A 24980-nucleotide genomic window follows, 5' to 3' on the forward strand; every position below is an offset into this window, starting at 1 on the left:
CTGTCACGCAGCCGTTTTACTTTTTCATTATATGCTTGTAAATATTTACGTTACAACCTTGATATAGGTTTTAAATTCTTCATTGTAAAACAACGTAGTAAATATTCATATGTTTTTACAGACCGCTAAATTCAGAGGAAAATTTCCCAACGTTTTGGACTTTTTTGGAATTCTTTCGAAAAAACTATTGCAAAACTTGAAATCATTAGTGGTATAATATATAAAGTGATTAAGTTAATGCTTAGCAAAGAATTTCTAAAAGCATGATTTCAATCACAACCAAAGGGGGGAGATTACATGCGGAAAGTTTTCCTAGGGTTAGTTATTTTTCTTGCTATTGTATCTACCATTGTGTTCTCTCAAGTAACGTATACAACACCATTGGCGAGGTTTTACTACGAACTAAAGGCACTAGTTGAGAATCCAGACGTAAACATTAAAGAAGCGCTTGAATCATTACTTCAAAAGTATGCACCTGTTGTTGAGCCAATCTTACCTCCAGGCGAGTACGAAGAATACAGTCTTAGGTTGTCTGAACTTGACAAAGCTCTGTTAGAAAACGGAATATGGATTACAAGGGCAACTGTTGAAATCTTTAACCAGGAAGTTGTTGAAGGACCCTTCCTTTTGAACTACGACAGAGAGACAGGGCAAGCGACAGGTTTGATAACCAAACTGAAGGCCGGTAAATACAATATTATTGTCAAAGTCCTTGGGCTGATTGATAAAAAAGATGAACGAATTGTTGCATATGGTCGAAAAGATGGAGTAGAAGTTGTGAGAGATAGGATTTCTTTAGCAAATATTCCACTTAACGTCCTTGTGGGTTCTGGTGGAGTTCTAGTCAACGCTCTTATAGATTTCCAAAACACAGAGTTTGTTCCCGGTGAAATCGAAAATGTGGAACCCACCAACGGTGCTACAGATGTGTTGCCAAATGTAACTTTATCCTGGTCTTCAAAACGAGCGAAGACGTATGATATTTACTTTGGAGAAGAAGGAAATATACAGTTGATTGAAAAGAACTACTTTGACAATAAATACGAAGTTAAAAATCTTAAACCATCGACGACTTACCAATGGAAAGTAGTTGCCAAGAACACTTTCGGTGAAACTGAAAGCCCTGTATTTTCGTTCAAAATAGGCGATGCACCAACGGTTCCAGAGAATCCAGTCCCATACGATGGTGCACAGAAGGTTTGGATTGAACCACGCTTAATGTGGCAAGCCGAAAGAGCAGCAAGCTATGATATTTACCTTGGAAAATCACCAGATGAATTACAACTTGTTGCAACTGTTGATGAACCTGAATACGATACGGAACCACTCGAACTTGGAACGGCTTATTACTGGAAAGTTGTAGCAAAGAACGCTTATGGTGAAACGGAAGGACCTGTGTGGAGCTTCTCCACAGGTGACGTTCCAACAAAACCTGAACTTGTCGAACCGAAAGGTGAAAAAGTATGGATCCAGCCAACATTCAAATGGACAAGTGAAGATGCAAAGGAATACGAGTTGTATCTTGGTGTGGAGATAGACAACCTTGAACTCGTAGCTACAACTACAGTAGCTGAAATCACATTACCATACGAATTGCCTATGGACACAACTTTCTTCTGGAAAGTAGTTGCAAAGAACGACTTCGGAACAAATGAAAGCGATGTAGAAGTGTTCAAAACGGGTAAAGCCCCAGAGTTTGTTCAGATTGTAAGCCCACTTGATGGCGAGGAAGATGTCTGGAAAGACCCAGAACTTAGTTGGGAATTCGAGTGTGCTGACGCGTATGATGTGTATCTTGGAAAAGAAGCAACGGAATTGGAACTCGTTGTAGAAGATGCAACCAGCAACACATTTGTTTTGCAAAATCTTGAACTTGGGACAACGTATTACTGGAAAGTTGTTGGAAAGAACAGATTCGGTCAAGCAGAAAGCCCGGTAGTTAAATTCACTGTTGGAAATGTCCCAGCTGTTCCGTACAATCCAGAACCTCCTGATGGTGCTGTTGACCAATTCAACAACTTAGTGGTGAGATGGGAAAGTGCGAAAGCTGATGCGTATGATCTCTACTTGGGCTTCTCGGAAGACACACTTGAACTGTATTTGGAAAATGTTAAAGAAAGTGCAGTTGAAGTTAGGGACTTACTATTTGGAACGACGTATTATTGGAAAGTTGTTGCGAAAAATAGATTTGGCAACACAGAAGGACCTATTTGGAAATTTACAACAGGTCAGGTCCCAGAACAACCAAAAGCTATTTATCCAGAAAACGATGCACAAGAAGTTCCTGTTGATGTAACACTCAAGTGGGTCAGTGAAAGAGCAGAAGAATTCGAACTCTACTTCGGAACAGTTAAATTGGATCTTGTTGACAAACTTGAAACAAATGAGTACACGTTACCACAGCTCCATTTCGGAACTGAATACAAATGGAAAGTTGTTGCAAAGAACATATTCGGAGAAGTTGAAAGTGAAGTATTTACGTTCAGGACAAAACTTCCAACAATTCAAAAGCAAGAAGTTTTAGGTGGAGCTGGTCAAGATACTTCAAGAAGAATTATTAAGACAGCTGATGGAGGATACATACTTGTTGCAAGTACACAGTCCAGCAAACTTCCAGAGTTCAAAGGTGAGTCCGACATACTTGTGGTGAAATTGACAAAAGAACTCGATGTTGAATGGATGAAACTACTTGGTGGAGCTGGCTGGGATGAAGCTGCGGATGTCAAAGAAGTCGAAGATGGATACATCGTTCTTGGATACACATTATCAAAAGAAATCCAAGGTGAATTCAACAAAGGTGGATGGGATTACTTACTCGCAAAACTTGATAGAGCAGGCAATACCAAATGGCTCAAACTCTATGGTGGCACAGGTAACGATATACCATCAAGAATCATACAAACATCTGAAGGCGGATTCCTTATCGCTGGTACAACAAACTCTGTGAATGGTGACACTGGTGGAAATATCGGAACATGGGATAGCTGGTTGCTTAAACTTGATGCAGAAGGTAACATCATGGCAAGCAGAGTATTTGGTGGTTTGGATAGGGATAAAGCAGTAGATGTTATTGAACTTGAAGATGGATATCTTGTAGCGAATGTTACTTACTCGCTTGAAGGTAACATACCATACAACCACGGGACATCTGATATCTGGTTGTTCAAAGTAAGCAAAGACCTCAAAGATATAGTACTTAACAAAGCTTATGGTGGAACTGACCAAGATGAAGTTTCAAGAATGATTAAGACAAACGATGGTAACTTCTTGATAGTCGGTTACACAACATCTGTTGATGGCGATGTTCAAGTCAGTGCAGGTTTCTGGGACATTCTTGTGGCAAAAATTGATCCAAAAGGTGAAATTATCTGGCTCAAGACATTCGGTGGCTTTGAAGAAGACATTGCATACGCGGCTGCAGAATTCCCAGATGGTGGATTTGTAATAGTTGGACACACACTCTCAAAAGTTGATGGTCAAAAAGGTGCCGCTGATATCTGGTTGATAGATATCGATAACGATGGTAACCTTAGATGGTCTAAGACCTACGGTGGTAGCTTAGCTGATTATGCAAGTGATGTATTTATAGACGAAGACGGAACGATAATAATTGTGGGTACATCCTTCTCAAGAAATGGAGACATTGGTAAAAACATCGGCGGTAGCGATATCTGGATATTCAAAGTAAAATAAACCGTTCAAAAATCAAGAATCGGCGCTCGTAAGGGCGCCGATTCTATTTGTTCTTTTTTGCATTTCACTTGTTTTTTTAAAATCTATCTTGAAAAATTCATGTGTAAATGATAAAATACAATATGCCCGAGGGCAAGTGCCGAGGTGGCGGAATTGGCAGACGCGGTTGACTCAAAATCAACAGGGGTTCAAACCCCGTGCGGGTTCAAGTCCCGCCCTCGGCACCAAAAATAAAAGCGGTGGGAAAGTTCCCACCGCTTTTTTTACTTATTGGAGCTATGGCTATCCAAGAAGTCTTAGAACATTCTGTGCGTTTACATTAGACTGTCCAAGTATACCAACTGTTGCTTGTTGCTGGAGTCTTGTTCTAATCCATTCCATAATGCCACGTGCCATGTCTGTGTCTGTTAAAACACTCACGGAGGAGGTGAGGTTTAACATAGTGTTGCTAAGTTCTCGTGCCGCTCCTTCCAGCCGGTTTGTCACGCTACCAACATAGCTTCTTGTATTTGAGACAGTTTCTATTGCTCTATCTAGAGCTTTTAATGCGTTTTGAGCATTTTCAGTGCTGTTAAGGTTCACATTCTCAAGACCAAGAGACTTAATGTCCATGCCCGGGAGGGTGACTCTCATCTGTTGCCCTTCATTTGGACCAAGTTGAACCTGCATATCTCTTATATCACCGCCTAAAACCCTTCTGTTATTATAAGTAGTCTGTTCAACCACCCTGTTTATCCCTTGAGCCAGCTGAGAAAATTCCTGTTGAAGTGCTGCACGGTCACTTTCCGAAAGCGTGCCATTTGAAGCTTGAACTGCGAGTTCTCTCATTCTTTGAAGATTGTTTGAAATGCTTTGAAGACCACCTTCTGCAACATTCATAACCCCGATTGCGTTGTACGTACTTGCCATAGCTTCACGATAACCGTTGATTTGTGAGCGAATACGCTCAGCTATCGCTCCGAAAGCTACATTTTGCTGAATAGGTATCGTTGCCTGTGCCAAGCTTTGCACTTGCCTGTTTTGTTGGGTTTGCAAATTTTGAAGATACCTAATAGCCCACATTCCAACGTTGTTGTTAATCCGCATCACCATCCCTCCCTACAGGCATGGACGGAAAAATAAGCGTAACCAAAAGTCAGTATCTTAATCGAGCCGACGTTTTTCCCTGCTCATTATATTAGACCGTGCATATGCGGAAATCGTTCAAAAGATTTTTGGGAATTTACAGTAGTAGGAGTTATAACTCTGGGAGAAGAAATATAAAGTGCCAAACGCTGAAAGACAAGGGGGAATACTCAGATGTCAGACTTCCCAGAATTATCACAACTTACGGAACTAATAACACAAGGGAGATTCTCCGAAGCCAAGCAAATAGCAGAAAAGCTACCAGATATTGTTCAGAAAGAAAACGCTTTTGGCATGATATATTACTACGAAGGTAAGCTTGATGATGCAATAGAGCATTTCAAAAAAGCAGTTGAAATAGACCCCATCAATTCCGATGTTCTTTTCAATTACGGGAAAGCCTTGTTTGATAAGAAAGACTACAAGGAAGCTTGGCGTTATCTATTACGCATTCACAATAAAGACTGGGCAGTATACGATTTGCTTGGAGATACACAGATTGTCCAAGGGAACATTCCAATGGCACTTTACTATTACAGAAAAGCGGCAGAAATTTCACCACTTGAAGAGATGAAGAAAAAATATCTTGAATACAAAAAGCACTACCATCAAGATGTAAATATAGCGATTCTTTGCTTGCCAGGTCTTGATAATTTTATCCGTGACATTGCGGATATACTTGGTGAAGTCTACAACGTAAGGCTCGTTGTATCAGAGAACGGTAACGAAATAGTGCAGGCATACGAATGGGCAGATATCGTCTGGTTAGAATGGGCAAATGAATTGGCGGTGGAAGTGACGAATAAGTTGGAGAAGAAAGGGAAAAAGATAATATGTAGGCTGCATAGTTATGAGGCACTAACCAATGCCTTTCTGTATAAGATTGTTTGGGATAAAGTGGACACTATTGTTATGGTTGCTGAGCACATGAAAGACGTTTTAAGAATGTATCACCCCGACGTTTATAAGAGGCTCGAAGACAAAATCAAAGTTATCCACAATGGGTTAAATTTGGAAAGATTTAGGTACAAGCCCAGGACAAGGGGATACAACATTGCAGTAGTAGCTCACATAAATTACAAAAAGGATCCAACAATGTGGTTACAAATTATGGGATTACTGAAAAAAATTGATCCGAGATACAATCTATCAATTGCAGGTGATTTCCAGGATTATAGGTATCATCTTTACTTTCATTACTTTATTGAAGAAGCAGGCTTGCGAGACAATGTAAAGTTACTCGGTCATGTTAACAATATTGAAGAATTCTTGGAAGATAAGAATTACGTGCTATCAACGAGTGTGCATGAAAGTTTTGGATATAACATAGCAGAAGCAATGGCTGTTGGTATAAAACCTGTCGTTCATAATTTTTATGGTGCTAAGATGTTGTGGATGGAAGATACTTTGTTCAATTTTATCGAGGAGATCCCACAAATTCTTGAATTTGATTACAGGAGTGAAGTCTATAGAACTTTTGTCGAGGAAAATTATTCCTTTGAGAAACAGATAAGGCAAATTGAGGATGTTCTTTTAAAGGTTTGAAGCATTTTATATTCGTAAACTTAAACTCTCTTCTGGCGGTTCTTTAGTTTCCCACTAAAGAACCGCTAATTTTTTCCGATAAAAATATTGGTAAAAACAAAAGGGCGCCCTTTTGGAAGACAGATTCTGGTTTTGAGTTCTTAAGAATTTAAAGGAAAAAACTCACATGGAGGTGGAGAGTTATGAGGATTAACCACAACATTAACGCTCTGAACAGCTGGCGCAACATCATGATGACCAACATGGATATGAGCAAGACGCTTGAGAGACTCTCTTCAGGTTTGAAGATTAACAGGGCTGGAGACGACGCAGCAGGTTTGGCAATCAGTGAAAAGATGAGAGGACAAATCAAAGGTCTTGAGATGGCAGTAAAGAACGCACAAGATGCTATCTCCCTCATTCAAACAGCAGAAGGAGCACTCACAGAAGTTCACTCAATACTCCAAAGGATGAGAGAACTAGCAGTTCAAGCCTCAAGTGATACGAATACAGACGTTGACAGAAACCAAATTCAAGCAGAACTTGATCAACTGAGAGAAGAAATAGATAGGATATCAAGAACAACAGAATTTAACACAAAGAAATTACTTGATGGAAAACTCGAGGGATTCAGGTTTAACGCTGACATTAAAGAGGTAACTGGTGGAAATATTGACGTTAAAGCATCTGGCGTTGCAACTATTTTAGAGGGAACTTATGTTATTGAAGTTGGTCAGCTTTCCGGTTCAGTTTCCAGCCAGATAGATGTTAGAGTTGTTCACATCGGTAGCAACGGACAAATACAAAATACTGCAGTTGTGAGCATAAGCGATGGACAAGTGACAGTAGGTGGGGTCAAGTTTACTTGGACAACAAATACATTTAATATTGAACAATTTGGTAGAGCTTTGCCACTCAACGAGATTATAGACAGTGCAGTTGTAAGAGTGGAAGGCGTTTATACATCGAATAATCAACTTGTATTCCAGATAGGTTCAAACGAAGGTCACAACATGATTGCTGGTATTGACAACATGAGCGCTGCAGCACTTGGATTATCGACGTCAACACTTAAAGTTACGGATCAAGACAGTGCTGAAAGAACGATAATGGTGCTTGATGCAGCAATACACAGGGTGAGTACAGCACGAGCAGCACTTGGTGCTATCCAGAACAGGTTAGAGCACACGATAGCAAACCTTGGAGTAGCAGCAGAAAACCTCACAGCAGCGGAAAGCCGAATCAGAGATGCAGACATGGCAAAAGAGATGATGCAATTCACAAAACAACAGATACTCCTCCAGTCCAGTATGTCGATGCTTGCACAAGCGAATGCACAACCACAACAGGTGTTGCAATTGATGAGATAATCAATGAAAAGTTAATAAAACCCCAAAAATGGAAAAGCGGGCGAAAGCCCGCTTCAGATTGTTGACAAACCCCCACTTTTCGATAAACGAAAGGTGGGGTTTTATTATCGCCAATACAACTTTTGAGAAAAATTCTAATAAAACTTCCAAATTTTTGCCCTTCCCTGGACCTCCCTTCCCCTTTTTCCATATCCAATTCGCTAATTTTTTCATGTTAAAACATGTGCAAGTCAATAACACTTGCATGTGCACCTTTTCTATCCCCCTCAGCATCGTCACCCTCATACCGTGCTTCTCCTTCAAGTCCGCAAATACCCTCTCTATCGTCTTGCTTCTTTCTTTGTACAACTCTTTACATTCTTTCGTGTGCCTTAAATACTCTACTTCTTCCATGTATTCTTCCCATACATGTCGGGTGATTATCTTCGTGTGATTCTTACTGCTTGTACATCTACCTAAATCTTCACATTTCTCACATACCTTCGGATCCGATTTGTATTCTTTGTACCCTTTTCTGTTTGTTGTTGAGTATTCTAATATCTGCCCTTGTGGACATATGTAGCAATCGTAATATTCATCGTATACGAATTGTCTTTTTTTGAAATACCCTTCTTTGTGTTGTGCACGTGTGTATGGCATGCACGGGACTATACCTTCGTCCATCAATAGCTTACATATCGGTGGAGTCTTGTATCCTGCATCCAAAGCTGCCCTTTTCGATTTGCCAGCGTTCTTTTTTGTTTTATTGAATAAGTTCTCAAACACCATGCTGTCGTGGACATTTGCTGGTGTTGTTATACAGCTTAGTATTATCCCGTTCTTATCGCATGCTATGTGTGCAGAATATCCGAACTGGTGTTCTTTTTCATTTTTGTTTATCATCCCGCTATCTGGGTCTGTCGTGCTTATTTTTATTTCCTTCAGTTTTACTTTCTCATGTGTGAAATCCAAAGGCTTCAATCCGTGTTTTTGCCTATCTTTGTTTATTTCTTCTTCTAAAGCTTGTTTGTATGTCTTGGTTTGCTCCTCTACAAATACCTTCTCGTACTTTTTCTTGTTCGCACTTGCTTTGATGTGTGTTGAATCCATGAACACGGCATCCATATTTACCAAGCCATGCTCGATTGCTTGCTGCAGTATTTTGTTGAAGATTTGCTCAAACAAATCGGTTCCTTTGAACCTACGTTCGTAGTTTTTACTGAACGTGCTGAAATGAGGGATGGTATCAGAAAACCCGAATCCGAGAAACCATCTGTATGCGACGTTTGTTTGTATTTCCTTTATGGTTTGACGCATGGATTTTATGCCGAACATATATTGGATAATGGTAATTTTAATTAACACAACGGGGTCAATACTAGGTCTGCCATTATTGAGGCAGTACTTGTCTTTGACAAGGTCGTAGATGAAATCGAAATTGATGGCGGATTCGATTTTTCTGACGAGGTGGTCATGAGGGACGAGTTGCTCGATGGAGACGGATTCGATTTGTTCTCTGCGTGATTTATCTTTGTTGATGGTCAGCATGTATATTCCTCCTACTATTTGTGTAAAAAAAAGAGGATCCTGTTTGGAAAGGATCCTCTTTTGAAGAGATTATACTTGAACAAGTTATACTTTGTCAACAGTCTGAAGCGGGCGAAAGCCCGCTTTTCTGTTTTTCTTTGCTTTTCTAAGTTTTTAAGGAATATTCTTTATCAGGAGTGAATAATATGTTAGGAGAGTTATCAAAGACTTGAACCAAAACCTCGGAGGTTGAAATATGCCAGGAAAAAAGTGTTGCTTACTCAGTGTTGCGATGATTATGAAAAACGAAGAGCACAATCTTGACAGGGCACTTGGGAGTATTAAACCATATGTTGATGAAATTATTGTTGTCGATACGGGTTCAACTGACAATAGTGTGGAGGTTGCCAAGAAATACACAGACAAGATTTATTTCCATGAATGGAAAGATGATTTCTCAGAAGCAAGGAATTTTTCTCTCCAATTTCCTACATGCGAATGGGTTCTAATTTATGATGCTGACGAGGAAGTTAAGGAAGATTTTGCCGGGATAAGGGAATTTCTCGCAAGTTTGCCTGATGACGTTAATACCGTATACCTTCCCACATTGAGTTATTTGGACTTGGATTTGAAAAAAACAGAGATAGCTTCAACTGCAAGGTTGTTCAGAAACGGAACCGTAAGATACGAAAATATTGTTCACAATCAGCCTATTTACAAAGGCAAGGTTGTGGAAGCTCCCTTCACGATATACCATTACGGATACATTTGGACGCGAAAGCTAAAGAAGAAAAAATATGAGAGAACAAGGAATCTTATAGTCAAACTATTAGAAGAAAACAAAAATATGCCTTCCCAAGAAAGAGCATATTATTTATGCCAACTTTACAAAACAGAGATGATTGGTGGAAATGCGATAGAGCTCTATCCAATAGTTAGGAAGGTAATTGAAATAATTCAAAAGGATCAAAAAATGCCTGCCATTGCTTTTGAGGTTTTACTTATGCATGCTCTCGCTTTAAATGCGAAGGGGTTCAACAAGGAAGCTCGGGAATTGCTTGAATTTTTGATAAGAATAGAGCCTAAGAATCCAGATCCCTATTACGGGCTTTTGGCTGTAAGTGAGGCTGAAAAGAAATACGACGAGATAATATCATATGGAGAAGAGTTTCTAAAACGAATCGAATATGTAGAAAAGAATCCTCAAGAGTTTACTTGGACGATAATTGCGATTAAGTATACCCCTATGGTTCACACTCTTCTTGCTATTGCTTACCTTAAGAAGAAAGATATTGAGAAATTTAAAATTCATTTTGAAAAGATATTTGATAAATCAAAACTTACCACAGCCGAGGCGCAAAAGCTTGTAAATGCTTTAGTCAAATATATTACAGAGGTTGATGATGATGACTTCATAAAAATTGTCCCTGAAGTTGATAAACTTTTGAATGAAGCGCATCAACTTAGTGTGCACCTTAACGTGTTTGATATTGTTGAGCGAGTGAAGAAAATAGGTATACAATTCAACTACGATCTTTTTGAACCGTTCTTGAAGGGAACCTTTGGAAAGCTCATTCTGGAAAATCTGAAGACAAAGAAAGATGGGCTGATGGAATACATCTTTGGTTTGGATGAAGATCAATGGGCAGAGAAGATAGAAAAAATGGGGCTTGAAGCTGTTTTATTCTTTTACGAAAATCTTCCGAATTCCAATCCAGAAAAATTGCGGGTACTAAACAAGCTAAGAAAATCAGAAAACGCGGTTATCAAAGGTGTTAGCCACGGACTAATTGCGGATATTTACTTAGAAAAAGCGAATTTTAAGCTGGCTCTTGAGTATTACAAGACAGCTGCTGAAATCTTGCCAGAACTTGGTAGGTTTGTGAAACCTATCTTGGATGATTTGAAAACGAAATTAGACCCAACAATAGAAGGTATATTCCACGAACTTAAAAGGTTCTACTTTGAAAACAAAGAGCTCATGACGGGGGCACTTAAAGAATTTCCAAAAGAGGAACTTGAAAGGCTTTACCTCATTTCAGACGCAGATTTTGCAAAATACATTAGCGCGACGAATATTTGGAAAAACAACAAGAAAAAGGCAGCACAGTTGCTTGATAGTATATCCAAAAAAGAAGAATATCCATTTTTGGAATACAGGTATGCGAAATTGTTCGAAGATTCGAAGGACCAAGAAGAGTTGAAAAAAGCCTACTTATACCATACCGAAGCTTTAAAGAAAAACACAGTGTTAGGTGATTTAGCATTAGGGGTTTACAAATTTGATAATTTCTACCCGCATGAAGCGTTCGGAAACAAAAATGATGAGATTGTATGGGTTGGAAATATCTCGGAAAAACATTCGGGACTCGGTGTTATCTCACCGTTGCGCGTTTGGCGGAAAGCGAGTAGATATTACTACGTTGAACCCTTCCATATCGATGAAGCGATAAGGATATACAAAGAAAGAAGAGTTGGCTATAACCTTCCGGTTTTAGAAGCCAAAAGAGAAGATATTTTAAAAGTGCTCGGAGAAGTAAATATAAAAGAAATCAAAGTTTACGAGGAAGATGAAAAATATATTGAGCTAGTTAAAAATGTTGCATTAGAAACTGGTATTGAGTATGACGATAAATCAAAGAATATAGTAAGCTTTGAAATTGTAAACATAGCTAAGGAATTGGGTGATGTTGTGAAGAATTTTGAAAGTGGAGTGCTTTTCTATTTTGTTCCGGATTTCAACAATCATGATGATATCGTTTGGTATTATCCAATCTTTAGGTTTATTAGAACAAGAAAGCAAGTTGAAGACGAACTGAGAAAGTCTGGGGCGAAAAAGATTAGGCATTACGTCTTGAACGAGTCTTTAAGAGCTGTTGTTTTTGAAAAGTGATTAATATTTAATCACTTTACTTTCCATGGAGGTGAGGTTATGCGTATCAACCACAACTTATCTGCACTGAACGCATGGAGGCAGATAACGCTTACGGATTCTGATATGAAAAAGGTGCTCGAAAGACTTTCGTCTGGTTTGAAGATTAACAGAGCAAGTGACGATGCGGCAGGTTTGGCAATTAGCGAGAAGATGAGGGGACAAATCAAGGGCCTCGAGATGGCAGTGAAGAACGCCCAAGATGCTATTTCACTCATTCAAACAGCAGAAGGTGCACTTAACGAGGTGCATGCTATCTTGCAAAGGATGAGAGAACTCGCAGTCCAGGCGGCAAGTGACACGAATACCGATGTGGATAGGGCAAGTATCCAGGCAGAACTTGACCAGTTAAGAGAAGAAATCGACAGAATTGCAAGGTCGACGGAATTTAACACAAAGAAACTGTTGAACGGAAATCTCGAGAGTTTCAGATTTACACCAGATGTAAAGGTTGTTGCGCAAGGAAATATAGACCTTGTGGTTAGCGCTGTGAGCTCTGCCGCAAGTGTTGTCGAAGGAACATTTGTTGTTGAAGTGGGTCAGTTCTCAGGCAATGTAACAAGTGCACTTGATGTTAGGGTGGTTCTTGTAAAACCCGATGGTGTAAGCAGTGTTATCACAAGCTATAGTCAAGGTTCTGTTGTGGTTGGCGGTGTAAAAATTGTATGGAATAAGAACAGATTCGATATTTCACAGTTTGGTGGCGGGTTGCCACTTGAAGAAGTAATCGACACAGGTGTTGCGAGGGTTGAGAAGATAAACACAACAGGTAACCAGCTTGTTTTCCAAATAGGTGCAAACGAAGGAGCTAACATGATAGCTGGTATCGATGCAGTAGATGCAAAAAATCTTGGCTTGTTAACCTCTACGTTGAAAGTCACAAGTCAGAATGATGCGGAAAGAACGATTAGTATAATCGATGCGGCGATTCACAAGGTAAGTTCGGTTAGGTCTCAACTCGGTGCAATTCAAAACAGACTTGAGCATACAATAGCAAACCTTGGAGTAGCGGCAGAAAACCTCACAGCTGCGGAAAGCCGAATTAGAGATGCAGACATGGCAAAAGAGATGATGGAATTTACAAAGTTGCAGATTCTTGGTCAGTCTGGTATGTCTATGCTTGCACAAGCAAATACTTTACCACAAAATGTCTTACAATTATTGCGAGGATAATTTCAACATTATCGAAAAACACGAAGCGGGGAGTGGTGCCCCGCTTTGTTTTTTGGTGGTATAATATTTCTAGTATGCTGTCTAAAACGAATAGAGGTGAATTTCATGGGTTTGCTCGAAGTTTCAGGTCCTGTTATGACAGGTCCATCAAGTTCACATACACTTGGTGCTCTCAGAATTGCAAGGTTTGTGTATAAACTGATGGGAATTCCAGAAAGCGTTGTTTTTACTTTGCACGGCTCGTTTGCGTTAACTTACAAAGGTCATGGAACGGATAGAGCGTTGCTTGCTGGTATTATCGGGTTGAAAGCAGATGACCCAAGAGTGAAAGAAGCATATGATTTGGCAAAAGATGTAGGTTTAAAGTATGAATTTGAATTTGCAGACCTTGGTGATGTGCACCCTAATACTGTGTTAATTAAAGCGCATAAAGGAGATTTATACAACGAAGTTGAAGGTTCTTCCATCGGTGGAGGAGCAATTAGGATTACAAAAATCAACGGTGTCGAGTGTTTACTCGCTGGCGATTATCCTGCGCTGGTTGTTGTTAATAAAGATAGACCAGGAGTTCTAAAGGGGATTTTGGATTGCATAAACACGAATATCGCAAATGTCTACTTGCGAAGAGTAAATGCGCTTAAGGGGATAGCTTTAACAATCATTGAGCTCGATGAAAATCCAACCGAGGAAGTTTTAGAATGTATCAGAACTTTGAAGAATGTTATCGAAGTGTATGCGGTAAGGCTTGAAGAAGGTGAGATGATATGAAATTCGCAGAACTAATCGAGATATGGCAAAACACGAATCTTGAGTTCAGTGAGATTATACTTGCTCAAGAGATGATAGAAACAGGTAGAGACCCGGAGAAAGTCAAGCAGGTGTTAAGTAATTTGTTAAGTGTTATGCTCGAGGAAGCCGAGAAGAATTTTGGTAAAAGATTCGAAACGCTTACAGGCTTGACAGGTGATAATGCCTATAAACTTGCGAATGCGAAACCAAAGATGATGAGCGAGTTTAATCATATAGCAACAGTTGTTGCACTTTCAATGGGTGAGTCAAACGCATCTATGGGAAGGATTGTCGCTTGCCCGACAGCGGGTTCGTGCGGTGTTGTTCCAGGTGCTGCTTACGCACTTTGGAAGGTTCAAAGGGCAGATTTCAATGATTTACTTAAATCGTTCATAGTTGCCTCTGGAATAGGGAATGTTGTTGCAAAGAGGGCAACGCTTTCCGGTGCAGCTGGTGGTTGTCAAGCTGAAATTGGAACAGCCACAGCAATGGCATCCGGATTGTTGACTTACTACTATTCAAATGATCCTATCAAAGTTGGGCATGCGGCTGCTTTGGCTTTGAAAGCACTTATGGGGCTTGTATGTGACCCCGTTGGTGGGTTTGTTGAAGTACCATGTGTGAAAAGGAATGGTAATGCTGTAAATGTGGCAATCGCTTCGGCGGAAATGGCATTAGCCGGAGTGGAGAGTGTTATACCGTTTGATGAGGTTGTTGAAGCAATGTACGAAGTTGGGAAATCACTACCTGAATCGCTGAGGGAAACAGGTCTTGGAGGTATTGCCGCCACAAAAACTGCACAAGAAATTGTTGAAAAGATACGTGAGAATTGGAAAGGGACGGAATAAAGAAAAATAGAAAAATGCGTTAAATGGTTTTTGAAATGCTTTGAATTTATTCCCAAATGTTTGTCTTTCTTGGGTATGGTTATTTTAAGAAGAATTGAGAAAAGTTGTGGTTAGGGGTAGAATAAAAGTATGGAATCAGTGTATGTCGGATGTTATTCGAAGGGGGTTATATTATGGCAGAAGTGATTAGGGCTCCAAGGGGAACGAAGTTAACGTGTAAATCATGGCAAACAGAAGCTGCAATGCGCATGCTTATGAATAACCTCGACCCTGAAGTTGCAAGGGACCCAGCAAATTTGATAGTATACGGTGGTAAGGGTAAAGCAGCGAGAAATTGGGAATGTTTCTACAAGATAGTCGAAGTGCTTAAGGAACTCGAAGATGATGAGACACTTATTGTTCAAAGTGGAAAACCGGTTGCCGTTTGGAAAACACATGAATGGGCTCCGCGTGTGCTCATTGCAAATTCCAACCTCGTTCCAAAATGGGCAACGTGGGAATATTTCAACGAACTTGAAGCACGGGGACTTATTATGTACGGTCAGATGACCGCAGGAAGCTGGATTTATATAGGCACACAAGGTATACTCCAAGGGACTTACGAAACGTTCTATGCGGTTGCTAAAAAATACTTTGGTGGAACACTTAGAGGAAGGCTTGTGTTGACAGCTGGGCTTGGTGAGATGGGTGGAGCTCAGCCACTTGCTGTAACAATGAACGATGGTGTGGTAATCGCTGTTGAAGTGGATAAACGAATGATAGATAGAAGGCTTCAAACGGGATATCTTGATACGTGGACAGATAGCCTCGATGAAGCACTGAAAATGGCAAAAGAAGCTATGAATGAAGGTAAACCACTGTCGATAGGTCTACTTGCTAATGCTGCTGACGTGCATCCTGAACTTGTGAGAAGAGGAATCATCCCCGACGTTGTCACGGACCAAACAGCTGCACACGATCCACTCAACGGATACGTTCCGGCAGGTATTTCTTTTGAAGAAGCACTTAAGTTGAGAAAAGAAAATCCACAAAAATACTTGGAGATGGTCTACGATAGTGTTGTTAAACATGTGAACGCTATTTTGGAAATGCAAAAACAAGGTGCGAAGGTCTTTGAGTATGGAAACAATATCAGAAGACTCGCTTTTGACCATGGTGTTAAGGATGCCTTCAATATTCCAGGATATGTGCCAGAATACATCAGAGACCTTTTCAGTGAAGGTAAAGGACCGTTTAGATGGGTTGCACTCTCTGGAAATCCTGAGGATATCTACAAAACAGACCAGAAGGTGTTGGAACTTTTCGGGGAAGACGAGCACTTGAGGAAATGGATAGAAATGGCTCAGAAGAAAGTAAAATGGCAAGGACTTCCGGCACGAATTTGTTGGCTTGGTATGGGTCAAAGAGCTGAGATGGGACTTGCAATGAATGAGATGGTGAGAAAAGGCGAATTGGAAGCTCCCATTGTTATAGGTAGAGACCACCATGACACAGGTTCTGTTGCAAGTCCGTATAGGGAAACTGAGGCAATGAAAGATGGAAGTGATGCAATTGCCGACTGGCCCATTTTGAACGCTATGCTTAACGTGGCAAGCGGTGCGACGTGGGTTTCGTTCCACCACGGTGGTGGTGTTGGCATTGGTTATTCACTCCACGCTGGTGTTGTTATTGTTGCGGATGGAACTGACTTGGCAAGGCAGAAACTCGAAAGGGTGCTTACAAACGATGTAGGAATGGGTGTTGTAAGACACGCCGATGCAGGATACGAAATAGCAATCAGAACGGCGAAAAAACACGGAATCAGAATGCCTATGTTGAAAGATGAATAAGGGAAGTAAATTTAGTTGATTTTAAGAAGGAAGGTTTGAGAGAAAGCAATGTATGTAGGACCTGAGAGGTTTAAAAAATTAGAAAAGATAGATTTTGATACTTCTGAACTTGTCGAATTTTTGGAGAGTAAGAAAGAAAGGCTAGATGTTTACCACCGCCATGTGGCGGTGGTAAGTTGTCATCTTAATCATACTGAACATTTTTCAACTTTCCCGTTTTATATGAATTTCATAGTCACACCTTCCAATGAAAAAATCGTTGGTATTTCGATTTCTTTACCGATGTCATTAACTCCCGCAATTTACAAAATGAACGAATTGGGGAAAAAGGATGAGTTTATCAGGCTTTGTAGGGAGATTACAAACAATCTAAATGAACAGTGGGTTTGTCAATGTGGTATAATAAAATTGCCGTTAAAGACTAGGTTCATAGCGGTTGCTGGAAATGATGGGTTTTTGAACAAGGAAATGTTCAGTGAAAAGGTTTTTGGCACAGAATCGTTTTCTTTTGCAAAGCGTGTTGATGAAAAGGTTTTGGAGTTTTTGGAAAAATACAAAGATGGGAAATACAAAATATGTAAAACCATAATAAACGATGAAGGGATAAATTTCTTTGTTGTTGATAAAAAGGTAACAGATGAGTTCCGTCCATTGTATTCGGAGGTTATTTCTTTGCTAAGAAAGAAATACAACCTTGCCCCTGCCAAGTATTATCCAATATCGGAACGTGTCATTGGTTCGTTTACCCTCGAGTTCGAAACGATTTTTTCCAATGCGCCGTTTGAAAGAGTTGATAGGCTACTGGATGATTATGAGAAAATAAAATCTGATATCGCAAAGTATTTTTGAGCTTGCGATATGAATGGAGTTGAGTAGATGAGAGTAAAACGAATGTTCTACCTAATTTTGGGTTTGTTGTTCGTTTCAAATGTATTGTTAGCCGTTGATTTTCCAAAGCCTACACCATACAAATACATCAACGATTACGTTGGTGTGGTTGAACCTGAGTATGTTCAAAAAATAATCTCGGTGGGAAAAGAACTCGAAGACAAAACCACAGCGCAGGTAACAGCTGTTGTTATTGACTCGCTGCAAGGTATGACAATTGAAGAGTATGCGGTTGAGCTTTTCAGAAAATGGGGAATAGGGCAGAAAGGGAAAGATAACGGAGTTTTGTTGCTTGTTGCGATAAACGACAGGCAGATGCGTATAGAAGTAGGTTACGGACTTGAAGGTGCTATTCCTGATGGAAAGGCTGGACGGATTAGGGATGAATATATCATTCCATACTTCAAGGAAGGTGATTATTCCAAAGGGATTTACTACGGATATTTGGCTCTTGCGAAAGAGGTTGCTAAGGAATACAATGTAGAACTTACGTTTGATGTAGATACAGAGTTACCTAAGAGTTCTTCTGTGGATGTTGATACGATAGTGATAATAATATTTATTGTGACTTTTATCATGTTAGCTTTGTCGAGGCGAGGGGTATGGTACATTGGTCCGCGGGGTCCAATGGGACCGGGTGGATTCGGAGGGTCTGGTAGAAGCTCTGGTGGCGGATTTGGAGGTTTTGGCGGGGGCAGAAGTGGCGGCGGTGGTGCGAGCGGGAAGTGGTGAGGAAGATAGTGAGGTGTTGGCAGTAGATGAAAAGTATTTACAAAGTCGAAAAAATAAACATACTCATATTGGAAGGCCTTGCAATATTCTTTGTTATGCTTGTTCATGCTGGAACTCCAAACTACATTTATGCATTTTTCAGCTACGGACTAGGTTCGCTTGTGTTTGCAAGGGGATACCAGTGGAAAGAACGGAATTTAAAAGATATTATCGCTTCAAGAATTTTGCTTCTTCAAACCTACTATGTTGCCGGTTTCATTAACACACTTATATTTTTACTTATCGCGCCGAGCAACGTAATGAATTATCCAAAACGTGTTTATTTAACAAATTTTCTTATAGGTAGAATGGACAAGTTAGACCAAGTAGCAGTAAACGCGATACCTGTGTGGTTTTTTCTGATGCTTTTTCTAGCAGAGATTTTATTCAATATTGTTGAAAAGAGCAGATTTCTATTGTTCGTTTCAATCTTGGGTTCTTTCGCATTTAGAATTTTTGAACATGAACCGCTACCTTTTAAAATTGACGCTGCGATTGTTTCATTACCCTTTTTCTGGATTGGTCGTGAATGGAAAAAGAGAAATCTTAGTGTTTCCATTGTGGATTTTATGCTTGCAACTGTTGGTTTGATTTTAATAAGTCAGGTCAACGGAGATATTTCTTGGAACAACCAATGGTTTGGCAAAAGTGGGGTCATTTCGTTCTTTGGAGAGATTCTGGCAATAATTATTATTGTGTTCCTCTCTGATTTGGTGAAGAAGATAAAAATTGATAAGTTCTTTTTGAAATTATCCATAAATGCACTTTTTGTGATTTCTTACCATATGCTAGTTGGTAGTTTAGTTTATGTTGTGATGAATTTATTTGGAATAGTTATTTCTGATGTGGTGGGATTCTTAAACAAATTTTGGTATGTTTATTTCTCACTCGACCTAATTTTGGTATACTTAACAATTAGTTATCTTCCCTCAAAAGTAAAGGCGCTGATGATTGGTGATTTGAGGAGGATAATAGGAAAGTGATTTATTCTGAAAGACCACTTGTTTCTGTCGTTATTCCTGCGTATAACGTTGAAAAATTCATTCCGAAGACATTGGAGAGTGTGCTGAGGCAGACGTACGAAAATTTAGAAATAATAGTGGTAAACGATGGGTCAGTGGATAAAACGGGTGTTGTCGTCGAAAGCATATTGGGAAATCAAAACAGATTTCCATATAAGGTGATACACAAGAAAAATGAAGGCGTAAGTGTTGCAAGGAATATAGGTATTGAAAATGCTAAAGGGAAGTATATAAAATTCCTAGATGGTGATGATTGGCTTGTTCCGGATGCTATTGAGGTGTTGGTTGAAGCGTGTGAAAGAAATAATTGCGAGATAGCCTTTGGTGGGCAGGACGTGGTAACTCCAAACGGAAAGTTTTTGTATAGGTATGACGAAACGTATGTTTACGAAGAGGGATTGAAAAACGCAAAGAAGATAACTAAAGATTTTCTTTTGAGTCGAACTCACATAAGTTTAAATTCTTCTATATTTCTTATGGATGTCATCGATACGAATCAGTTAAGGTTTACGAAAGGAGCATTATTCGGAGAGGATAATGAATTTATTTCAAAATTTCTCAGTTTTTCATCTTTTGCTTATGTTTTAAACCGAGCTATTGCGTCAGCTGTATTTAGGTATAGCTCAACTACGAAACAGCCTACTTTAACTTGCTTTCACAATGTCGGTTCAATGAAACGGTTAAGAAGATTTTTCGAAATACGTAACGAATCTGAATTTGTTAAAATCTTAGATGAATTTGTTATTCCGAACGCTTATGCGTGGACCATTGGCAATCTTGCTTTCAATGGATATCCATTTACAAAATGGATCAGGATTGGAAGACGTAGAAATATTCGCGAACAAGTGCTCAAAGTAAAGTACAGGCAGAACCCAACGAAAATGGGTAGGCAACTAAGTTTTATAAGAACGACCTATGCACTTTTTCCCGAATTAACGTACATGCTGCTTAGACTTGCAGGAATTATATTTAAGTCGAAGTCAAGGGTTGAACAAATGTTTGGTTGAAAGCAGGTGATTTTGATTGACTGAGAAGAGATATTTGATAGCAACCGCATGCAATAAGAAATACGAAGATTTTCTCTTAAATCATTGGTTTAGATCTTTAAAAGAAAACGTTAATCTATCAGAGATAGATGTACTTATTATGGATTATGGACTATCAGAAGATGTGGTTCAAAAACTTTCTGAACAAGGGGCTATTGTGTTGGAAGCGACAAAAAGAGATGACTTAATAAATAATGCTCGTTTTTTTGAGCTTGCGGCCTTTTTAAAGCAAAATCCAAATTATGAAAAAGTGGCAATTACAGATTCTGGTGACTTAATTTTTCAAGCTGATATCTCTGACTTATTTAAAAATAACTGTAGAATCGCAGGTGTAATCGAAGAAATCTCACCTGCTATTGTTTCTTTGATCAAGAAAGAATATATACATAATTACGACGAGGTAATTAATGTACTAAAAAATAAAAAGCTTATCAATGTTGGATTTTTGATAGGTTCTAGAGATTTCTTCTTGGAAGTAGCTGAAGAAATGGCTCGTCTAACTAAGGTTGGTAATGTTTGGGGTATTGATACTATTATCCCCAATTACATAGCCTACAAAGAGGGGTTCTGCAAACTTCACCCAAAGTACAATTTTATCCCAACTACAACAATACTAACGTATAAGATAAAGAATGGAAAATTTTTGTTTAAAGATATAGACCATTTAGAAATTATACCAGTAGTGCACAACGCTGGAAGGCATAGTATCTTAAGACCTGTGTTAGATTTTGGGTACGGTGAAGGGCACAACCACCCAAAAATTTTGACGATACTACTGCTTCGTGCTATTTATAAGATACTTTACTTTTTGAGAAATAAATGATTCGGACTAAAATTTTCGTTTAGGTAACATCGCTCTTATCCTTAAACTCTAACTGAAAAAAGCGAATTATTTCTTTTGCTATCTGTTCGACGCTTTCAGAGATAGTGAATTCTTGCATTACAGCGCGCATTTCAAAGTCACTTACTGGGAAATAATCTTTAATCGTTGTTTTGCCAAACAAGTGGGTTGTTTTAAGATTAGGGTAGAGAACCGCAATCTTTGCTGAAGCGTTTGTCAGAAGATCTGTTATTCCACTACGGATTGTTAACACATTTCCTGCAAAGTTGGCGAAGTGAATAGTATCTATAAGCGAGAACCGTGCCGGAATTAGCGGCATATCAGAGAGATAATCAGGAATATCGTTGGCAAAGATGATCCAGCCGTTCGATAACGCAGTTTCAACAACTTGTCGGAAGACACTTTTTATCTCTTTCGTGGTTTTTATGGCTCTCGCAAGTGGAAATATAAACAATTTCTTCTGATGTCCTTCGTATTCGTTTTTTAATTTTATGACATCGCTCGACGCTTCAGGAAAATCGGGGATCAATTTGAATTTTAACCTGTCCTGAATCCCCATTTTCAATCGAAATACGTGCCAAAAGTTGTATCCGTTAAAAAAAAATAGTTTTTCAAACAGCCCGGGGCTGCAGATATTTAAACTTCCAGACTTTAACGGTTGCAATTTCAGGGGGTGTGAGAGAGGAAGCCACGCAAAAAATTCTGCTAAACTATCTGATATTTCAGTTACCTCGTCGATGTCTTTGAAACATGAAACAAGTTGGTGAAATTTTTTAGGAGTTATCAAAACTATCTTTTTTAAATTGTATAGTTGTTTAACCTCTTTACTAAGAGAACAAAAAGCATATATGTCGCCAACATGTGGGGATACAATCACATAGGCTTTATCAGGATCAATATCTTTAGGAATGACCTTAAGCAGTTTTCCTAACAATGAAATCACAAAGATCTCCTCCTTGAGTGGTTGTCTCTATAGTTCGGTTATTCTTATGACTTCCAATTCAAGTTCCGAATCCCTTTCTTTATTTATTGCGTACGCTGTCAATAAGCCTGAAGGTTTAATGTCGTTGATAAGAATTCTCTCGCCTTGTGGCAAACCGAACAAGATAGCGTTATATCTTATTCCATGCTCTTTTAAAAAACTCTCAGTAATTTCGCGATATTCTTCGCTTCTTGATGTAAGTATAATTATAAAGTCAGTTTCCGGTATTTTCTCAAATAGCTCTTTAACGCCTGGTAGTAGTGTATCCCCCTCCATTAGATATCCATTATGTTTTACAAGTGTTCCATCGAGGTCAAAAATCCAGACTTTTGGTAATATGGAAAGAGCGAGCTTAACTTTCACACTCCTTCACCTCTCAGTATTTTCCCTATAAATCCACCAGGATGATTAAACTTAAATTCGTCGATTTGAATATCGAGCCTATCTAATAATTCCATAGCTATTGCTTGAAGTATAAAAAGATATCCAATTGAAGAATTGTTTGGAACAAGGTTCCATTTATCTCCTTCATGTTCAAGATACAGTATAACCTTTTTCTCACTCATTTTTGCAAGTATACTATTTTCATTATAAGTCATTATCCATATGTTCGCACCCTTTGCTTTTAAATGGTCATAGAGATATACTGATTCTTCTGTATTTCCACTTTTTGAGAGGAGAAGAACAAGGTCACCTGCTTTTACAATCCCAAGGTCTCCATGAACGGCATTGTTTGTATGAAGAAAATATGCGGGTACACCAAGAGAAATAAGAGTGCCAGTAAATTTTTCGCATATTGGCACGTTTTTCCCAAGAGCAGATGTCACTATCTTCTTACCGTTCCTTATTGTTTCAACCATTTCTGTTATGAGCTTTTCTAATTCTACTTTGTCAATTCTTTCCACAATTCCTTTCAATGCTTCCAATTGTTTTTCAAGATGGTTCAACATTTACAACACCTCCGCAAGTTTTAACGCACCGTTATAAAAGGCACCGCATATCATATCATAGTCATCCCAAGCGTACGTAGTCAAAGATAACCATATTATTGCATGAAGCAATTTAATCTTTTCTGTCTTATTAATACCCACTATCTCGAAAAATAAATGTTCAAAATTTTCGTAACCGTTTGATTCAATGGCGATTTCTACGCTATCATGAAAAATTTTGAGCTCGAATCTTTTTCTATTGAATTTGTCGTAGTTTCCTACAAGGCTGTAGTAAACTTTTGCAAAGTCATAGTCGGGATCGCCGAATATCTTTGTATGCCCGAAATACCCTCTTGGGTCTATAAAATAGACCATCCCATCATCGGTAACCATAGTGTTCGAGAAAGTTGGGTCACCATGGATTATGGTAAAAGGATTGTTAAAGAATTTCTCTAAAGCCTTTTTAATCTCCTCTTCTAAAAGAAACGGATTCGGGACTATTTTACCGTTTATGTAAAGCTCGGGCTTTTCTGAGTGTGGAATTATGTTTTTTACCTCATAAAGTCTTTCGAATGTTTTTTGATAATACTCCCTATAGTAACTCATTTTGCATGGTGGGATTGTTTGATAACTATGCAGTTTAGAAAGGGCTTCCAGTATTTTAACGAGCACTTCGTGAGTAGGTTGTAACTCAAAAGGATGTTTGGCATTTAGCTTTTCAAGTTTCAAAGGTTTGCCAGACAAAACCGTGGGTATGTGTTCGTATTGGTATTTCGACACGTGATTGTACCAGGCAATCTCTAATTCTGCCAGTTCAAATCCCTTTTTATCGATAGGCTCTTTCACAACCACATTATCTAGCACTGTTACTTTATTAAAAGGCCTTGAAACAGCCTCAGAAAGGAGTTTTTCGTATTCTTCTGTAGTTCCAAATTCCTTGACTCCTCGCAGAACTATTGTATCGAATACCAAATCTTTTCTTGTACTTAAATATCTAACGAATTCTCCATTATCTGGGACATCTTTTATGAGTTCCTTATCCTGAAAGACGAAAAATCCGGCAACGCCATTGGTTATTGATGGCTCTTCACGGAATTCCCCATTTTCGTAAGACCATCTACATGGAAATGTTCCTGACAGACCAACATAATTCTTGGGTTTTTCATCGTTTGGAAGTTTAAAATCATCTGGGAAATAAAGGTCGCACCAGGTGATTATAAATGGTGTTCCTTGTGGTATGTAGCTAAGTGCTTCTTGAAGTCCTGCACACGTGCCCGAACCATGAGCTTTGACCAAAATATAGTTTTCTTTTGCGTATTTTCGCAGGTAGTCTCTAAGTACCTCGTATTTATAGTCACCTATGATAATAAATTTTGAACCCGAGAACTTAGACATCGTGTTCAAGATAAGAGGAGTTCCATATACAGGGATTAAGGCTTTTGGTTTATTGAAAGTGTACTTACCCAATCTGCTTCCTTTCCCGCCTGCTTGCACGATTATGTATTTGTACTCTACCATACATCACTCACCTCGTCTTTGGGTATTTAGGTCTCCTTTTGAGATTATATTACCGTTGACAACCCCAATCCTTATGGTAAAATATATCTTGCCTTGCTTTGTTCAAGGCGTGTTGGGAGGTCGTCTAATGGCAGGACTGCGGACTCTGGATCCGCCAGTGGAGGTTCGAATCCTCCCCTCCCAGCCAAATTTAA

General features: G+C 39.1%; 19 protein-coding genes and 2 tRNA genes. 15 read left to right on the top strand and 6 right to left on the bottom strand.

The window, feature by feature from the left end; genetic code table 11:
* The first annotated feature begins 297 nt into the window (after positions 1–297).
* Together FERPE_RS10500 and FERPE_RS09060 are read left to right on the top strand one after the other, a co-directional pair.
* Positions 298–3693, top strand: coding sequence for a fibronectin type III domain-containing protein (locus FERPE_RS10500; protein ID WP_014452323.1), 3396 nt, complete (start codon positions 298–300; stop codon positions 3691–3693).
* 138 nt (positions 3694–3831) lie between these two features.
* Positions 3832–3920, top strand: a tRNA-Leu gene (locus FERPE_RS09060).
* Between the two features lie 55 nt (positions 3921–3975).
* Here FERPE_RS09060 and FERPE_RS09065 read toward each other — a convergent pair.
* On the bottom strand, positions 3976–4779 hold the full coding sequence (locus FERPE_RS09065; protein ID WP_014452324.1) for a flagellin: 804 nt from the start codon (positions 4777–4779) through the stop codon (positions 3976–3978).
* A gap of 213 nt (positions 4780–4992) precedes the next feature.
* On the opposite strand from FERPE_RS09065, the gene FERPE_RS09070 reads away from it, so the two are divergent.
* Positions 4993–6363, top strand: coding sequence for a glycosyltransferase (locus tag FERPE_RS09070; RefSeq protein WP_014452325.1), 1371 nt, complete (start codon positions 4993–4995; stop codon positions 6361–6363).
* Positions 6364–6545: 182 nt separating this feature from the next.
* Complete coding sequence (locus tag FERPE_RS09075) at positions 6546–7712, top strand: flagellin N-terminal helical domain-containing protein (protein WP_014452326.1); 1167 nt, start codon at positions 6546–6548, stop codon at positions 7710–7712.
* Here FERPE_RS09075 and FERPE_RS09080 read toward each other — a convergent pair whose 3' ends face one another.
* Positions 7713–9239 carry an IS1182 family transposase gene (locus FERPE_RS09080; RefSeq protein WP_014452327.1) on the bottom strand — a complete coding sequence of 509 codons (1527 nt, stop codon included), beginning with the start codon at positions 9237–9239 and terminating at the stop codon, positions 7713–7715.
* Between the two features lie 235 nt (positions 9240–9474).
* Here FERPE_RS09080 and FERPE_RS09085 point away from each other — a divergent pair, with 235 nt between their 5' ends.
* The 10 genes from FERPE_RS09085 to FERPE_RS09130 all read left to right on the top strand — a co-directional run bounded on the left by FERPE_RS09085 (position 9475) and on the right by FERPE_RS09130 (position 21339).
* Positions 9475–12111: a tetratricopeptide repeat-containing glycosyltransferase family 2 protein gene (locus FERPE_RS09085; RefSeq protein WP_014452328.1), complete on the top strand. Its 2637-nt coding sequence runs from the start codon at positions 9475–9477 to the stop codon at positions 12109–12111.
* A 39-nt stretch (positions 12112–12150) separates the two neighbouring features.
* Positions 12151–13323 (top strand): flagellin N-terminal helical domain-containing protein, encoded by a 1173-nt coding sequence (locus tag FERPE_RS09090; RefSeq protein ID WP_014452329.1) that lies wholly within the window; start codon positions 12151–12153, stop codon positions 13321–13323.
* Between the two features lie 105 nt (positions 13324–13428).
* Positions 13429–14091: an L-serine ammonia-lyase, iron-sulfur-dependent subunit beta gene (sdaAB, locus tag FERPE_RS09095; protein WP_014452330.1), complete on the top strand. Its 663-nt coding sequence runs from the start codon at positions 13429–13431 to the stop codon at positions 14089–14091.
* On the top strand, positions 14088–14960 hold the full coding sequence (sdaAA, locus tag FERPE_RS09100; protein WP_014452331.1) for an L-serine ammonia-lyase, iron-sulfur-dependent, subunit alpha: 873 nt from the start codon (positions 14088–14090) through the stop codon (positions 14958–14960). Before sdaAB ends, sdaAA begins: the two co-directional genes overlap by 4 nt.
* Positions 14961–15133: 173 nt before the next feature.
* Positions 15134–16789: a urocanate hydratase gene (gene hutU / locus FERPE_RS09105; protein WP_014452332.1), complete on the top strand. Its 1656-nt coding sequence runs from the start codon at positions 15134–15136 to the stop codon at positions 16787–16789.
* Between the two features lie 48 nt (positions 16790–16837).
* Entirely contained in the window at positions 16838–17638 is an 801-nt protein-coding gene (locus FERPE_RS09110; protein ID WP_014452333.1) for a DUF4895 domain-containing protein, read from the top strand.
* Between the two features lie 27 nt (positions 17639–17665).
* Positions 17666–18409 (top strand): TPM domain-containing protein, encoded by a 744-nt coding sequence (locus tag FERPE_RS09115; RefSeq protein ID WP_014452334.1) that lies wholly within the window; start codon positions 17666–17668, stop codon positions 18407–18409.
* Between the two features lie 26 nt (positions 18410–18435).
* Positions 18436–19431 carry a hypothetical protein gene (locus FERPE_RS09120; protein ID WP_014452335.1) on the top strand — a complete coding sequence of 332 codons (996 nt, stop codon included), beginning with the start codon at positions 18436–18438 and terminating at the stop codon, positions 19429–19431.
* Positions 19428–20477 carry a glycosyltransferase family 2 protein gene (locus FERPE_RS09125; RefSeq protein WP_014452336.1) on the top strand — a complete coding sequence of 350 codons (1050 nt, stop codon included), beginning with the start codon at positions 19428–19430 and terminating at the stop codon, positions 20475–20477. The genes FERPE_RS09120 and FERPE_RS09125 overlap by 4 nt, the downstream gene beginning before the upstream one ends.
* 16 nt (positions 20478–20493) lie before the next feature.
* Positions 20494–21339 (top strand): hypothetical protein, encoded by an 846-nt coding sequence (locus FERPE_RS09130; RefSeq protein ID WP_014452337.1) that lies wholly within the window; start codon positions 20494–20496, stop codon positions 21337–21339.
* Between the two features lie 19 nt (positions 21340–21358).
* On the opposite strand, the gene FERPE_RS09135 is transcribed toward FERPE_RS09130, so the two are convergent.
* The 4 genes from FERPE_RS09135 to FERPE_RS09150 are packed head-to-tail and all read right to left on the bottom strand — an operon-like array spanning position 21359 to position 24786.
* Positions 21359–22300, bottom strand: coding sequence for a hypothetical protein (locus FERPE_RS09135; RefSeq protein WP_014452338.1), 942 nt, complete (start codon positions 22298–22300; stop codon positions 21359–21361).
* A 27-nt stretch (positions 22301–22327) separates the two neighbouring features.
* Positions 22328–22702: an HAD family hydrolase gene (locus tag FERPE_RS09140; protein ID WP_014452339.1), complete on the bottom strand. Its 375-nt coding sequence runs from the start codon at positions 22700–22702 to the stop codon at positions 22328–22330.
* Positions 22699–23289 (bottom strand): SIS domain-containing protein, encoded by a 591-nt coding sequence (locus FERPE_RS09145; RefSeq protein WP_014452340.1) that lies wholly within the window; start codon positions 23287–23289, stop codon positions 22699–22701. The genes FERPE_RS09140 and FERPE_RS09145 overlap by 4 nt, the downstream gene beginning before the upstream one ends.
* Positions 23290–24786, bottom strand: coding sequence for an NTP transferase domain-containing protein (locus tag FERPE_RS09150; RefSeq protein ID WP_014452341.1), 1497 nt, complete (start codon positions 24784–24786; stop codon positions 23290–23292).
* A gap of 113 nt (positions 24787–24899) precedes the next feature.
* Between FERPE_RS09150 and FERPE_RS09155 the strand changes: the two genes are divergently transcribed.
* A tRNA-Gln gene (locus FERPE_RS09155) sits at positions 24900–24973 on the top strand.
* Positions 24974–24980 lie beyond the last annotated feature (7 nt).

The organism is Fervidobacterium pennivorans DSM 9078 (assembly GCF_000235405.2).
GTDB classification, from domain to species: Bacteria; Thermotogota; Thermotogae; order Thermotogales; family Fervidobacteriaceae; genus Fervidobacterium; species Fervidobacterium pennivorans.

Coding starts and splice junctions, on each gene's coding strand:
- sdaAA (WP_014452331.1), top strand. CDS start 14,088: ATGAAATTCGCAGAACTAATCGAGATATGGCAAAACACGAATCTTGAG.
- FERPE_RS09080 (WP_014452327.1), bottom strand. CDS start 9,239: ATGCTGACCATCAACAAAGATAAATCACGCAGAGAACAAATCGAATCC.
- sdaAB (WP_014452330.1), top strand. CDS start 13,429: ATGGGTTTGCTCGAAGTTTCAGGTCCTGTTATGACAGGTCCATCAAGT.
- FERPE_RS09070 (WP_014452325.1), top strand. CDS start 4,993: ATGTCAGACTTCCCAGAATTATCACAACTTACGGAACTAATAACACAA.
- FERPE_RS09110 (WP_014452333.1), top strand. CDS start 16,838: ATGTATGTAGGACCTGAGAGGTTTAAAAAATTAGAAAAGATAGATTTT.
- FERPE_RS09085 (WP_014452328.1), top strand. CDS start 9,475: ATGCCAGGAAAAAAGTGTTGCTTACTCAGTGTTGCGATGATTATGAAA.
- FERPE_RS09150 (WP_014452341.1), bottom strand. CDS start 24,786: ATGGTAGAGTACAAATACATAATCGTGCAAGCAGGCGGGAAAGGAAGC.
- FERPE_RS09065 (WP_014452324.1), bottom strand. CDS start 4,779: ATGCGGATTAACAACAACGTTGGAATGTGGGCTATTAGGTATCTTCAA.
- FERPE_RS09090 (WP_014452329.1), top strand. CDS start 12,151: ATGCGTATCAACCACAACTTATCTGCACTGAACGCATGGAGGCAGATA.
- FERPE_RS09145 (WP_014452340.1), bottom strand. CDS start 23,289: ATGTTGAACCATCTTGAAAAACAATTGGAAGCATTGAAAGGAATTGTG.
- FERPE_RS10500 (WP_014452323.1), top strand. CDS start 298: ATGCGGAAAGTTTTCCTAGGGTTAGTTATTTTTCTTGCTATTGTATCT.
- FERPE_RS09120 (WP_014452335.1), top strand. CDS start 18,436: ATGAAAAGTATTTACAAAGTCGAAAAAATAAACATACTCATATTGGAA.
- hutU (WP_014452332.1), top strand. CDS start 15,134: ATGGCAGAAGTGATTAGGGCTCCAAGGGGAACGAAGTTAACGTGTAAA.
- FERPE_RS09075 (WP_014452326.1), top strand. CDS start 6,546: ATGAGGATTAACCACAACATTAACGCTCTGAACAGCTGGCGCAACATC.
- FERPE_RS09115 (WP_014452334.1), top strand. CDS start 17,666: ATGAGAGTAAAACGAATGTTCTACCTAATTTTGGGTTTGTTGTTCGTT.